Raw genomic sequence first — 13,197 nt, 5'->3', positions numbered from 1 at the left:
GCCTTGGAGTACGAGGCATACCCTTGTTGCCTTCCTGAAAACCGCCTAAAGGACCCCGCCATGAGCCGCATTTTTGCAGACAACGCGCACTCCATCGGTAACACGCCCCTGGTTCAGATCAACCGTATCGCGCCCCGTGGCGTGACCATCCTGGCCAAGATCGAAGGGCGTAACCCTGGGTATTCGGTGAAGTGCCGGATCGGCGCGAACATGATCTGGGACGCGGAAAGCAGCGGCAAACTCAAGCCGGGCATGACCATCGTCGAGCCGACCTCAGGCAACACCGGGATTGGCCTGGCCTTTGTCGCCGCGGCCCGTGGCTACAAATTGTTGCTGACCATGCCCGCGTCCATGAGTATCGAACGGCGCAAGGTGCTCAAGGCCCTGGGTGCCGAACTGGTGCTGACCGAGCCGGCCAAGGGCATGAAAGGCGCCATCGAGAAAGCCAGTGAAATCCTTGCCAGCGACCCGGCGACCTATTTCATGCCGGCCCAGTTCGACAACCCGGCCAACCCGGCCATCCACGAAAAAACCACCGGCCCGGAAATCTGGAACGACACCGATGGCGCGGTGGATGTGCTGGTGGCAGGCGTTGGCACGGGCGGGACCCTCACGGGCATATCGCGCTACATCAAGAACACTGCAGGCAAGCCGATCCTCTCGGTGGCGGTGGAGCCCATCAGCTCGCCGGTGATTACCCAGGCGTTGGCTGGCGAAGAGATCAAGCCCAGCCCCCACAAGATCCAGGGGATTGGCGCGGGTTTTGTGCCGAAGAACCTTGATCTGTCGATGGTGGACCGGGTTGAGCTGGTCAGTGACGACGAATCCAAGGCCATGGCCCTGCGGTTGATGCAGGAGGAAGGCATCCTGTGCGGGATTTCCTGTGGCGCGGCCATGGCGGTGGCGGTGCGTCTGGCCGAAAAACCGGAAATGCAGGGCAAGACCATCGTGGTGATCCTGCCGGACTCCGGTGAGCGCTACCTGTCGAGCATGCTGTTCAGCGATCTGTTCACCGATCAGGAAAACCAGGCCTGAGGTTGCAGGTGTCGGTGTACCGAAATCGGGTTGATCCATATCAGCCCGGTTTTATGCCTCATATGCATAATTGATTGCTCGCCGCGGGCCCCTTAAAACGGATTGTTGGATAACGCGGGTTTTTCCTCCGGCCCGGAGTGTTTATCATGGCCGGCTGCTATGTCTGGTTTCCCGCTGCCGGGAGGCTATTTCCAGGAGTTGCTGCATGACCTTTTCTTTGGCCGCCAAGCTGTCGGTGCTGTTGCTGTTTATCGGCAGTACGCTGTACGTGCATTTGCGCGGCAAGGCACGTTTGCCGGTGCTGCGCCAGTTCGTCAACCATTCGGCCTTGTTCGCCCCTTACAACGCCTTGATGTACATCTTCTCGGCGGTGCCGTCCAAGCCCTACCTGGACCGCAGCAAGTTCCCCGAGCTGGATGTGCTCAAGGACAACTGGGAAGTGATTCGCGACGAGGCCATGCACCTGTTCGACGAAGGCTATATCCGCGCCGCCGAGAAGAACAACGATGCCGGTTTTGGCTCGTTCTTCAAGAAAGGCTGGAAGCGCTTCTACCTCAAGTGGTACGACAAACCGCTGCCGTCGGCCGAGCTGCTGTGCCCGAAAACCGTGGCGCTGGTCAGCAGCATCCCCAACGTCAAGGGCGCCATGTTTGCGCTGTTGCCAGGTGGTAGCCACCTCAACCCCCATCGCGATCCGTTTGCCGGCTCCCTGCGCTATCACTTGGGGTTGTCGACACCCAATTCCGACGACTGCCGCATTTTCGTCGATGGCCAGATCTACGCCTGGCGTGATGGCGAAGACGTGATGTTCGACGAAACCTACGTGCACTGGGTAAAGAACGAAACCGAGAAGACCCGGGTGATTCTGTTCTGTGATATCGAGCGACCACTGAGCAACCGGCTGATGACCCGCATCAACCGTTGGGTCAGTGCCCAGCTGGGCCGTGCAACCGCGCCACAGAACCTGGATGACGAGCGCGTGGGCGGGATCAACCAGGCCTATGCCTGGAGCAAGAGCTTCAGCGATCGCTTCAGTGGGGTGGTCAAGCAGTGGAAGCGCAAGCATCCCAAAGCCTATCGCATCATGCGGCCGGTGTTGGCGGCGGTGGTGGTTGTGGCGTTGGTGTATTGGTTATTTGGCTGATGGGTTCAAAAAAACCGCTCGTATGAGCGGTTTTTTTATACGTTCTCCCATGCAGCCTCCACAATTGATCATTAATTGAACATGTTTTCGAAGCTATTCGTTCTCTACCGCTATCACAAGCCTGCCCGGTGAATCGAAGTCAAAGCCCAGGTTTTGATAGAGGGGAGATGCGTCGATGCAGTAGCAAGGCGTAAGGCTTTGGATCGGTAGAGCTGGTATCGCAAGGCGCCGCGTGTTTTTGGCATTGGCGGTCATGAGTCGAAAGTCTCCTTAAGTGGAGTGCGTTGGTTTTTCCCAAGGCTAGAGGTGGCTTCTCAACGTGTCCTTACTGGCCTTTTGGCAAAGCCATTGCAAAGCGTGTCGCCGGCTGGTTATAGTCGGCGCCAGGTGTTTCGCAGCACCTTTCATCCCTTCAAAAAAGATCAGCCCATGCCTGCATCCCCACGCATAGCGGTAGTCGATTCAGCGGTCAACGCTGCGGTCGTGCCGTGCGGGAATCAGCAGCCTGTGCAGATCAGTCATTACCCCCTACCTGTCAGTAGCACGCCGGTGTACGCAGTCGTATCACCGCCGGGCGTTGGCGTTTCGGGCTGATCAGCAAACTGCTGTTCCCCGTTGCCCGCCTGTACCGAACCTACTGAATTTCAGCCTTGGCTGAGTTGGCTTTTTGCCTGACTACAGGTGTTCTTATGTCTGTTATTTCGAAACAATCCGTGGCCGCGGCGGCCTCGACGAGCCTGTTTGTCCTGCTGTGGAGCAGCGGGGCGATTTTCTCCAAGTTGGGCCTGGCCCATGCGTCACCCTTTGCCTTCCTGTTGATTCGCTTTGCCATTGCCCTGGCGGGCCTGGTGCTGCTGGTGCCGATCCTCAAGCTGCAGTTGCCGCGCGCGGGCAAACCGCTGTGGTATGCGGCGGCCACCGGGCTGGTGCTACTGGGGGCCTATCAGATTTTTTATCTGCTGGCCCTGGACCTGAAGGTCACCCCCGGCGTGATGGCGACCATCATGGGTGTGCAACCGATCCTCACCGTGGTGCTGATGGAGCGCCAGCGTTCATGGCGCCGGATGTGCGGCCTGGCGTTGGGCCTGGCGGGCCTGATCATGGTGGTGTACCAGGGCATCGGTCTGGCCGGCATGTCCCTGGCCGGCATGCTGTTTGGTTTGCTGGCGCTGGCGAGCATGACCCTGGGCTCGATCATGCAAAAGCGCATCACCGATAACCCATTGGGCACCTTGCCGGTGCAGTACCTGGCGGGCTTGTTGTTGTGCGCAGTGTTCGTGCCGTTCCAGCCCTTTGCTTTCGAGCACAACAGCGGCTTCTACCTGCCGGTGCTGTGGATGGGGCTGGTGGTGTCTGTGTTGGCGACGCTGCTGCTATACCGCCTGATTGCACGGGGTAACCTGGTGAATGTCACCAGCCTGTTCTACCTGGTGCCGGCAGTCACTGCGGTGATGGACTACCTGATCTTCGGCAATCGGCTGGCAGTGCTGAGCGTGCTGGGGATGGGTTTGATCATCATTGGGTTGGTATTCGTCTTCCGTAAAGCGTGATACCCCTGTGTAGGAGCCGAAAGCCGGCTCCTACACAGCTTTGATCAATTTCCCCGGCCGCAGCACCAGCCACAATGCCCCCGCGATCAACATCCCGCCGTACAGGTGCGCCATGGACAATGGCTCATCCAGCAGCAACGCCCCCCACAACACGCCGAATGGCGGAATCATGAAGGTGACCGTCATCGACTTCACTGGCCCGATGGAGGTCAGCAAACGGAAGTACAAGATGTAGGCGAACGCCGTACACAGCAGCCCCAGGCCCAGCAACGACAACCACACACTCCAGCCGCCCCAGCTGGCCGGCGGATGGCTGATGGCGTTCCAGCCAAACCAGGGTAAGAGAAACAATGTGGCGCCGAGCATGCTGCCCAGTGCTGAAAGACGGCTGTCCAGGCCACCCTGTTGATCCAGCCAGCGGCGCGCCAGGAAGCCGGCGAAGCCGTAGCAGGTGGTGGCCAACAGGCAGGCGAGGGCGCCCATCAGCAGTTCCAGGTCAAATGCCACCGGCCCGGCCCGCGTCAGGATGCCTACGCCGAACAGCCCCAGGCACACCCCGGCGATCTTCGAGGGGGTCAGCCGTTCATGGAAAAACAGCCCGCCAATCAACACCCCCATCAACGGCGTCGTCGCATTGAAAATCGCCGAATAACCCGCCGGCAAGACCTGGGCCGCCACCGAATACATGGTGGCGGGGATCCCCGAGTTGATCACCCCCAGCAACAGCACGGTCTTGAACTTGCCCTGGAAGTCCCAGCGCACCCGCAGTAGGGCCAGGATCACCAGCAGGCCGGCGGCGGCTATCGAAACGCGGAAAAACGCCGTGGGCAGCGTACCGATTTCCGGTGCGATGATTCGCATGAACAAAAAGCTCGCGCCCCAGATGGCGGCCAGTACCAGCAGGTACAGGGTGTCGACAGGTCTCACGGACAACTCCTTCTTAACCAGGGCGAGAGTGTTGCCCAGGGGCCTGCCTGACACAATCTTTTACGTATCCACTGCACAATAAAGCGCGTCACCCAGCCCCTGAGGTGCACGGCCAGGGTTTGACGCCCCTCTATCCGGGACACAGCTCCCAGCAAAAATTGTACTTCTCCTGGCTGCGGACACTGGCTAATCTCAGGTCTTCCGAATGCCCGCAGAGGTCTCCGACATGCCGCAGCAAACGTCTGCCATCGACACCGCGCAGTCCATCGCCCAGATGATCCTCGATGGCTTCGACGATTACCGCGAACACTTTCGCCAGATCACCGACGGCGCCCGTGAGCGTTTTGAAAAGGCCCAGTGGCAAGAGGCGCAAACTGCCTCGGCGGCGCGGATCAACCTGTATGAAGAGAAGGTCGGCGAAGTCACCACGCGTTTGCGGGCCACCTTCGACGAGGGCGCGCTGCTGGATATCCAGTCCTGGCCCCTGGTCAAGAGTGCCTATATCAGCCTGATCGACCTGCGGTTTGACGATGAGCTGTCCGAGACCTGGTACAACTCGATCTTTTGCGGGCTGTTCAGTCACGACCTGATCAGCGACGGCTGCATGTTCATCCATACCACCCGCCCGAGCCTGCGCCGCGCCCGTGCTGCGCAAACCCGTACCTACAAGCCCCAGGGCCAACTGGCGGGCATGCTCGAGCAGATCTTCAGCGACTACCGCTTCAGCGAGCCCTACGCCGACCTGCCCGCCGACCTGCAGCGCCTTGAAGCACAACTGCGCGAGAACCTGCCGGACTGGGTGTGCAAGGATCCGGACCTCAACGTCGAGCTGTTTTCCTCGGTGCTCTATCGCAACAAGGGCGCGTACCTGGTGGGCCGCCTCTACACCCGCGATGAACAGTGGCCGCTGGTGATTCCGCTGCTGCACCGCGAAGGGCAGGGTATCCGCATCGACGCGCTGATCACCGATGAAGCCGATGTGTCGATCATCTTCTCGTTCACCCGCTCCTATTTCATGGTGGATGTGCCGGTGCCGGCGGAATTCATCGGCTTTCTCAAACGCATCCTGCCGGGCAAGCACATCGCCGAGCTGTACACCTCCATCGGCTTCTACAAACACGGCAAGTCGGAGTTCTACCGGGCGCTGATCAACCACCTGGCCAGCACCGATGACCAGTTCATCATGGCCCCGGGCGTGCGCGGGATGGTCATGAGCGTGTTCACCCTGCCGGGTTTCAACACGGTGTTCAAAATCATCAAGGACCGTTTCTCACCATCGAAAAACGTCAACCGCGCCACGGTGATCGAGAAGTACCGCCTGGTAAAAAGTGTCGACCGGGTCGGGCGCATGGCCGATACCCAGGAGTTTGCCGACTTCCGTTTCCCCTTGAGCAAATTCGAGCCTGAATGCCTGGCCGAATTGCTGGAAGTGGCTGCCGGCACAGTCGAGGTGGAAGGCGACACGGTACTGATTCGCCACTGCTGGACCGAGCGGCGCATGACTCCGCTCAACCTCTACCTGGAGAACGCCAACGAGGCCCAGGTGCGCGAAGCCCTCGAAGACTACGGCCTGGCCATCAAGCAATTGGCGGCGGCGAATATTTTTCCCGGCGACATGCTGCTGAAAAACTTTGGCGTCACCCGTCATGGTCGCGTGGTGTTCTACGACTACGACGAGATCTGCTTCCTCACCGAAGCCAACTTCCGCCATATCCCGGCACCGCGTACCCCGGAAGATGAAATGGCCTCCGAGCCCTGGTACTCCATCGGCCCGCTGGACGTGTTCCCCGAAGAGTTCCCGCCATTTCTGTTTGCCGATGCCGGGCAACGGCGCTTGTTCGATGAGCTGCACGGCGAGTTGTACAACGCCGACTACTGGAAAGGCCTGCAGGAGGCGATTAGGGCGGGGAAGGTGATTGATGTGTTCCCGTATCGGCGCAAGGGCCTGGATAACGAATAGGGGCTAAACCCTGTGGGAGCTGTCGAGCCCCGGCGAGGCTGCGATAGCGCTGGGCCTGGCAGCATTGATGTTGGCCGTGCCGCCGTCATCGCAGCCTCGCCGGGGCTCGACAGCTCCCACGCGTGATTTACGCGGCCTTTAACGTTGTGTGCGCTTTTCTGCCACAATTGCCGGCCGTGCATAAATAGACGACCTTCAAAGTACCTGATGACTGACCAAGCGCCCGCTATCGACCAACTCCTGAAAAACCTCGATCACGCCATGCTCGCCGACCGCCACCGCTTGCGTCGGCAGTTGCTTGAGCTGCGCAAGAAACCCGATGAGGAGAAGCTGGCGCAGTGGGTGGCGCGCATGCAGGCGTCCTGTGCCCAGGTCACGGCGCGGGCGGCCAGCGTGCCGCAGGTCCGCTATGACGACAGCCTGCCCATCGCCGCCAAGCGCGACGAGATCAAGGCGGCGTTGCTCAAGCATCAGGTGCTGATCATCGCGGGCGAGACCGGTTCGGGTAAAACCACGCAGTTGCCGAAGATCTGCCTGGAAATCGGTCGCGGCCAGTACGGTTTGATCGGCCATACCCAGCCTCGGCGGATCGCCGCGCGCAGTGTGGCGAGCCGGGTTGCGGAAGAGTTGGCCACACCGCTGGGGGCGCTGGTGGGCTATCAGGTGCGGTTCGAGGACCAGAGCGACGCCAACACCCTGATCAAGCTGATGACCGACGGCATCCTGCTGGCCGAAACCCAGAACGACCGATACCTCGAGCGCTACGACACAATCATCGTCGACGAAGCCCACGAGCGCAGCCTGAACATCGACTTCCTGCTTGGTTACCTGAAGACCCTGCTGCCACGCCGCCCGGACCTGAAAGTCATCATCACCTCGGCGACCATCGACCTGGAGCGCTTTTCCAAGCACTTCGACGATGCGCCGATTGTCGAGGTCTCCGGGCGCACGTTCCCGGTGGAAACCTGGTATCGCCCGCTGACCCTGGAGCAGGACGAGGAAGGCAACCGCGTCGAAGACGACTTGACCGTGGACCAGGCAATCCTCGCCACCCTCGATGAAATCGCCGCCTTTGAACGCAGCGAGCGCAAGAGCCCAGGCGATGTGCTGGTGTTCCTGCCCGGTGAGCGCGAGATCCGCGATGCCGCCGATATGCTGCGCAAGGCCCAGCTCAAGCACACGGAAATCCTGCCGTTGTACGCGCGCCTGTCGCCGGCCGAGCAGCAGCGCATTTTCCAGTCCCATCCGGGGCGGCGCGTGGTGCTGGCAACCAACGTCGCGGAAACCTCGCTGACCGTGCCGGGCATCCGCTATGTGATCGACAGCGGCACCGCGCGCATCAGCCGCTACAGCTACCGGGCCAAGGTCCAGCGCCTGCCGATCGAGGCGATTTCCCAGGCCAGCGCCAACCAGCGCAAGGGCCGCTGCGGTCGGGTCGAGCCGGGCATTTGTGTGCGCCTGTTCAGCGAAGAAGACTTTATCGGGCGCCCGGAATTTACCGACCCGGAGATCCTGCGCACTAACCTGGCGGCGGTGATCCTGCAGATGCTGCACCTGCGCCTGGGTGAAATCACCGACTTCCCGTTTATCGAGCCGCCGGATGGCAAGGCCATCAGCGATGGCTTCAACCTGCTGCAGGAACTCTCGGCGGTGGACCGTAACAGCCAGCTGACACCCCTGGGCCGGCAACTGGCGCGCCTGCCGGTGGACCCGCGCATGGGCCGCATGCTGTTGGAAGCGGCCAAGCTCGGCAGTTTGCAGGAAGTGCTGATCGTCGCCAGTGCCATGTCGATCCAGGACCCGCGCGAGCGCCCGCCGGAGCGCCAACAAGCGGCCGACCAGGCCCACGCGCAGTGGAAGGATCCCGATTCGGACTTCGCCGGGCTGGTCAATCTGTGGCGCGGCTTTGAAGAGCAGCGCCAGGAACTGACCGCCAGCCCGCTGCGCAACTGGTGCCGCAAGAACTTCCTCAATTACCTGCGCCTGCGTGAGTGGCGTGACTCCCATCGCCAGTTGAGCCTGATCTGCCGTGATATGCAGTTGACGGTCAACAAGGAACCGGCGGACTTCGCGAAACTGCACAAGGCGGTGCTGTCCGGCCTGTTGAGCCAGATCGGCCAGAAAACCGAAGACGGCGACTACCTCGGCGCCCGCCAGCGGCGTTTCTGGATTCATCCGTCATCGGGCATCGGCAAGAAGCGCCCGCAATGGTTGATGACCGCCGAACTGGTGGAAACCACCAAGCTGTATGCGCGCATGGTGGCCAAGATTGATGCCGACTGGATCGAGCCATTGGCCGGGCACCTGATCAAGAAAAACCACTTCGAACCCCACTGGGAGAAGAAGCGCGGCCAGGTCGTGGCCTTTGAACAGATCACCCTGTTCGGCCTGATAGTGGTGGGGCGCCGGCCCGTGCATTACGGGCCGGTGGACCCTGTGGTGTCCCGCGAGCTGTTTATCCGCGAAGGCCTGGTGCGTGGCGAGATCCAGTCCCGGGCCAAGTGCCTGACTGCCAATCAACAGCTGCTGGAGCAATTGGACGAACTGGAAGCCAAGGCCCGGCGCCGCGATATCCTGGCTGACGAAGAAACCCTGTACGCCTTCTACGACGCGCGCCTGCCGGCAGAGATCCACCAGACGGCGACCTTCGACAGTTGGTACAAGATCACCAGCCAGAAAGACCCGCAACTGCTGATCATGCGCGAAGAAGACGTGCTGGCCCGCGAAGCCAGTGAAGTCACCGCCGCCCATTACCCTGACACCTTGCACCTGGGCGACCTGGCCCTGGCCTTGAGTTATCACTTTGAACCCAACCACCCGCGCGACGGTGTGACCTTGCGCGTGCCCGCACCGCTGTTGCCGGCCTTGCCCGCCGAGCGCCTGGAGTGGCTGGTGCCCGGGCTGATCGAAGCCAAGTGCATTGCCCTGGTGCGCAACCTGCCCAAGGCCTTGCGCAAGAACTTCGTGCCGGTGCCGGACTTCGTCAAGGCCGCGCTGCAACGGATCGAATTTGCCCAGGGCTCGCTGCCCCAGGCGCTGGGGCGTGAGCTGTTGCGCATGACCGGCGCGCGGGTCAGCGACGAAGCCTGGAGCGAAGCCGCGCAGCAGGTGGAAAACCACCTGAAGATGAACATGGAAGTGGTCGATGCCCAGGGCAAGTTCCTCGGTGAGGGCCGCGACCTGGCAGCGCTGACTGCGCGGTTTGTCGAAGCCAGCCAGGCCGCCCTGGCAGTGCCGCAAACTGCCAAAAGCCAGCAGCCGGTGGAGGCCAAGGTCTTCGCGGCGGTTGCCGAGACTACCCAGCAGAAGATTGCGGGCCTGTCGATGACGGTGTATCCGGCGCTGGTAGAAGAAAACGGCACGGTCAAGGAAGGACGTTTCTCCACGGCCGCCGAAGCCGAGTTCCAGCATCGCCGCGCCTTGCAGCGCTTGTTGATGCAGCAATTGGCCGAACCGGCAAAATTCCTGCGCGGCAAGCTGCCGGGCCTTACCGAGCTGGGGCTGATGTACCGCGAGCTGGGACGTATCGACGCCCTGGTGGAAGACATTTTGCTGGCCAGCCTCGACACCTGCGTGCTGGAAGGCGAGGCCAGCCTGCCCCGGGATGGCGCGGGCCTGGCAGCCCTGGCCGAGCGCAAGCGTGGTAGCTGGACCGAGCACGCTGAACGCCTGGCGCGCCTGACCCTGGAAGTATTGAAGCTGTGGCATGGCCTGCAAAAACGTTTCAAGGGCAAGATCGACCTGGCCCAGGCCGTGGCACTCAACGATATCAAGCAGCAACTAAGCAACCTGGTGTACCCGGGCTTTGTGCGCGAAACCCCGGCGCAGTGGTTCAAGGAACTGCCGCGCTATCTCAAGGCCATCGAGCTACGCCTGGAAAAACTGCCCAGCCAAGTGCAGAAGGACCGGGTCTGGAGCAGCGAGTTGAGTGGCCTGTGGAGCCAGTACCAGACGCGCCTGAACAAGCACACCCAGGAAGGCAAGCGCGATCCGCAGCTGGCGCTTTACCGCTGGTGGCTGGAGGAATACCGGGTGTCGTTGTTTGCCCAGCAGTTGGGCACCAAGGCACCGATTTCCGATAAGCGCTTGAGCAAACAGTGGAGCCAGGTCGAACCTTGACCTGTAGTGCCGGGGGCGGGTGTGCGCGTGACAGGCGCCAAACCCCCCGGTTTATGGCAAACTTCGCCGCTATAAATGCCGGGATCGTCTAGATTGGCTGTATCAGCCTCGACGCGCCGGGACAAAGCGTTTCCCCGTTTGATGTCCGCGCGGCGGACTAGAGCGACTTACGGTTTGGTACGAAGGTACCAATCCCTTCTGCCTGAACAGATTTAGAGGAACGACCGTGCATAACGTCGTCATCAGCGGCACAGGCCTGTACACCCCGGCCAACAGCATCTCCAACGAAGAGCTGGTGCAGTCTTTCAATGCTTACGTTCAACAGTTCAATGTCGACAACGCCGTGGCCATCGAGCAGGGCGACGTTCAGGCGTTGACCGAATCCAGCGCCGCCTTTATCGAAAAGGCTTCGGGTATCAAGAGCCGTTTTGTCATGGACAAGGACGGCATCCTCGACCCCAAGCGCATGACCCCCCGCCTGCCGGAGCGCTCCAACGACGAGTGGTCGATCCTCTGCCAGATGGCCGTGGGCGCCGCCGAGCAAGCCCTGCAGCGTGCCGGCAAGACCGCCGCCGATATCGACGGGGTGATCGTCGCCTGCTCCAACCTGCAACGCGCCTATCCAGCCATTGCCATCGAAGTCCAGGAAGCCCTGGGCATCCAGGGTTTTGGTTTTGACATGAACGTGGCGTGTTCTTCGGCGACTTTCGGTATCCAGAACGCCTGCAACAGCATCCAGCTGGGCCAGGCCCGGGCGATCCTGATGGTCAACCCGGAGATCTGCACCGGCCACCTGAACTTCCGTGACCGTGACAGCCACTTCATCTTTGGCGACGCGGCGACTGCGGTGATTCTGGAGCGTGCCGACCTGGCGACGTCCGAGCACCAGTTCGACGTGGTGAGCACCAAGTTGCTGACCAAGTTTTCCAATACCATTCGCAACAATTTCGGCTTCCTCAACCGCGCGGCGGAAGAGGGGATTGGTGCACCAGACAAACTTTTCGTGCAAGAAGGCCGCAAAGTCTTCCGTGATGTCTGCCCGATGGTTGCCGAATTGATCGGCCAGCACCTGACGGAAAACCAGTTGAGCGTTACCGATGTGAAACGCTTCTGGCTGCACCAGGCCAACCTGAGCATGAACCATCTGATCGTCAAGAAGCTGCTGGGCCGTGAAGCCGAGATCGAAGAAGCGCCGGTGATTCTCGATACCTACGCCAACACCAGTTCGGCAGGTTCGGTGATTGCGTTCCACACCTACCAGGACGACCTGCCCAAGGGCGCGCTGGCGGTACTCAGCTCGTTTGGCGCCGGGTATTCGATTGGCAGCGTGATCCTGCGCAAGCGCTAAGAACCAGGCAATTGCGGTCACGTCTTGCACAATGAGGTTTTGAATGGCAGCAGCCGACGACGCGCACCTGCTTGAACGCCTGCTCAAGGGTGAGCAGCAGGCCTACAAGGAGTTGGTCACCACCTACCAGAGTGCGATGCGTGCAGTGGCCTACGCCATCGTTGGCCAGCGCCATGCCGACGAGGTGGTGCAGGACGCCTGGCTCTCGGTGGTGCGCAGCCTTGCCCGGTTTGAGGGGCGTTCCAGCCTCAAGACCTGGCTGCTGACCATCACCGCCAACTCGGCCAAGGGGCGCTACAAGCAGAACCGTCGCGAGGTGTTGCTGGACGACCTGCCGTCGCCCCACGGCACCATCGGCGATGAGCGCTTTGCCGCCGGCGATGAGCATTGGCTGATCGCGCCCTTTGCCTGGCACCAGGACACTCCCGAGGCGCTGCTCACCGAAAACGAGCTGCGTGAGTGTCTGGAGCACACCTTACTGAGCCTTTCCGAGCTGCAAAGCAGCGTGCTGCTGTTGCGCGAGCGCCAGGGGCTGGAGCTGGAGGAGATTTGTAATCTTCTGCAGATCTCGCTCTCCAATGTGCGTGTACTGCTGCACCGGGCGCGGCTTAAAGTCTTCGCTACGGTGGAGCATTTCGAGGAAACCGGCGAATGTTGACCTGCAAAGAACAAGTGGCGCGCTCCAGCGATTTTCTCGATGGGCAACTGACCTTTCGTGAGCGCCTGTTGATGCGCCATCACTTGATGTTTTGTGCCAATTGCCGGCGCTTCATTCGCCAGATGCGCCTGATGCAGGCCACCTTGCGCCTCCTGCCCGAACCGCCGGTGAGCGATGCCGAGGCGTTGGCTGAACGCCTGGCTTCGGAGCGTAAACGCAACTCCTGACCCCAGAGCTGTCTGCACTTCCCAAGGCCTGCGACGTCATTGTCGTGGGCTTTTTTACGTCGTTGAAAAGCCTTTCGGTGAAAAACATTGCAGGTTTGTAAGTTTTTTTCACCTTTTTTTCACCTGGCATTTCTCGTACTTTTTCTGCTCAAACCCACGCCGGCCGTAGCGTTGCGCTTATTCCCGGTGGTTGTAAGAAAGTTCCCCTGTAATAAAATATTTATCTTGC

The 13,197-nt window shown here is 60.8% G+C and carries 9 protein-coding genes; 8 read left to right on the top strand and 1 reads right to left on the bottom strand.

Annotated elements, in window-relative coordinates; translation table 11 throughout:
- Nucleotides 1-60 precede the first annotated feature (60 nt).
- The 3 genes from cysK to HBO24_RS24070 all read left to right on the top strand — a co-directional run bounded on the left by cysK (nt 61) and on the right by HBO24_RS24070 (nt 3,729).
- Nucleotides 61-1,035, top strand: a complete 975-nt coding sequence (gene cysK / locus HBO24_RS24080) for a cysteine synthase A (RefSeq protein ID WP_115127621.1) — start codon at nt 61-63, stop codon at nt 1,033-1,035.
- 205 nt (nt 1,036-1,240) lie between these two features.
- On the top strand, nt 1,241-2,179 hold the full coding sequence (locus HBO24_RS24075; protein WP_057441260.1) for an aspartyl/asparaginyl beta-hydroxylase domain-containing protein: 939 nt from the start codon (nt 1,241-1,243) through the stop codon (nt 2,177-2,179).
- A gap of 689 nt (nt 2,180-2,868) precedes the next feature.
- On the top strand, nt 2,869-3,729 hold the full coding sequence (locus HBO24_RS24070) for a DMT family transporter (protein ID WP_170060462.1): 861 nt from the start codon (nt 2,869-2,871) through the stop codon (nt 3,727-3,729).
- Between the two features lie 30 nt (nt 3,730-3,759).
- Here HBO24_RS24070 and HBO24_RS24065 read toward each other — a convergent pair whose 3' ends face one another.
- The gene (locus tag HBO24_RS24065; protein WP_170045789.1) at nt 3,760-4,656 is read right to left on the bottom strand and encodes a DMT family transporter; all 897 of its coding nucleotides are present in this window, start codon (nt 4,654-4,656) and stop codon (nt 3,760-3,762) included.
- Nucleotides 4,657-4,882: 226 nt separating this feature from the next.
- Here HBO24_RS24065 and aceK point away from each other — a divergent pair, with 226 nt between their 5' ends.
- From aceK to HBO24_RS24040, 5 genes are all read left to right on the top strand, one after another.
- A complete protein-coding gene (gene aceK, locus HBO24_RS24060; protein WP_057441325.1) occupies nt 4,883-6,616 on the top strand; it encodes a bifunctional isocitrate dehydrogenase kinase/phosphatase in 1,734 nt (577 codons plus the stop codon).
- Between the two features lie 207 nt (nt 6,617-6,823).
- Nucleotides 6,824-10,735 carry an ATP-dependent RNA helicase HrpA gene (gene hrpA, locus HBO24_RS24055; RefSeq protein WP_170060461.1) on the top strand — a complete coding sequence of 1,304 codons (3,912 nt, stop codon included), beginning with the start codon at nt 6,824-6,826 and terminating at the stop codon, nt 10,733-10,735.
- 226 nt (nt 10,736-10,961) lie between these two features.
- Nucleotides 10,962-12,083 (top strand): beta-ketoacyl-ACP synthase III, encoded by a 1,122-nt coding sequence (locus HBO24_RS24050; RefSeq protein ID WP_115127622.1) that lies wholly within the window; start codon nt 10,962-10,964, stop codon nt 12,081-12,083.
- A gap of 43 nt (nt 12,084-12,126) precedes the next feature.
- Nucleotides 12,127-12,741 (top strand): RNA polymerase sigma factor, encoded by a 615-nt coding sequence (locus tag HBO24_RS24045; protein ID WP_057441254.1) that lies wholly within the window; start codon nt 12,127-12,129, stop codon nt 12,739-12,741.
- Nucleotides 12,735-12,968 carry a zf-HC2 domain-containing protein gene (locus HBO24_RS24040; RefSeq protein WP_057441249.1) on the top strand — a complete coding sequence of 78 codons (234 nt, stop codon included), beginning with the start codon at nt 12,735-12,737 and terminating at the stop codon, nt 12,966-12,968. The genes HBO24_RS24045 and HBO24_RS24040 overlap by 7 nt, the downstream gene beginning before the upstream one ends.
- The last annotated feature ends 229 nt before the right edge of the window (nt 12,969-13,197 follow it).

The sequence above is a fragment of the Pseudomonas sp. WS 5410 genome (assembly GCF_012985645.1).
Taxonomy (GTDB): Bacteria; Pseudomonadota; Gammaproteobacteria; order Pseudomonadales; family Pseudomonadaceae; genus Aquipseudomonas; species Aquipseudomonas shahriarae.
Note: the sequence above shows the minus strand (reverse complement) of the source record. Positions and strands in the feature narration are given on the sequence as shown.

What these genes read in the sequence shown, in the direction of transcription:
- cysK (WP_115127621.1), top strand. Translation starts at nt 61, where the DNA reads ATGAGCCGCATTTTTGCAGACAACGCGCACTCCATCGGTAACACGCCC.
- HBO24_RS24075 (WP_057441260.1), top strand. Translation starts at nt 1,241, where the DNA reads ATGACCTTTTCTTTGGCCGCCAAGCTGTCGGTGCTGTTGCTGTTTATC.
- HBO24_RS24070 (WP_170060462.1), top strand. Translation starts at nt 2,869, where the DNA reads ATGTCTGTTATTTCGAAACAATCCGTGGCCGCGGCGGCCTCGACGAGC.
- aceK (WP_057441325.1), top strand. Translation starts at nt 4,883, where the DNA reads ATGCCGCAGCAAACGTCTGCCATCGACACCGCGCAGTCCATCGCCCAG.
- hrpA (WP_170060461.1), top strand. Translation starts at nt 6,824, where the DNA reads ATGACTGACCAAGCGCCCGCTATCGACCAACTCCTGAAAAACCTCGAT.
- HBO24_RS24045 (WP_057441254.1), top strand. Translation starts at nt 12,127, where the DNA reads ATGGCAGCAGCCGACGACGCGCACCTGCTTGAACGCCTGCTCAAGGGT.
- HBO24_RS24040 (WP_057441249.1), top strand. Translation starts at nt 12,735, where the DNA reads ATGTTGACCTGCAAAGAACAAGTGGCGCGCTCCAGCGATTTTCTCGAT.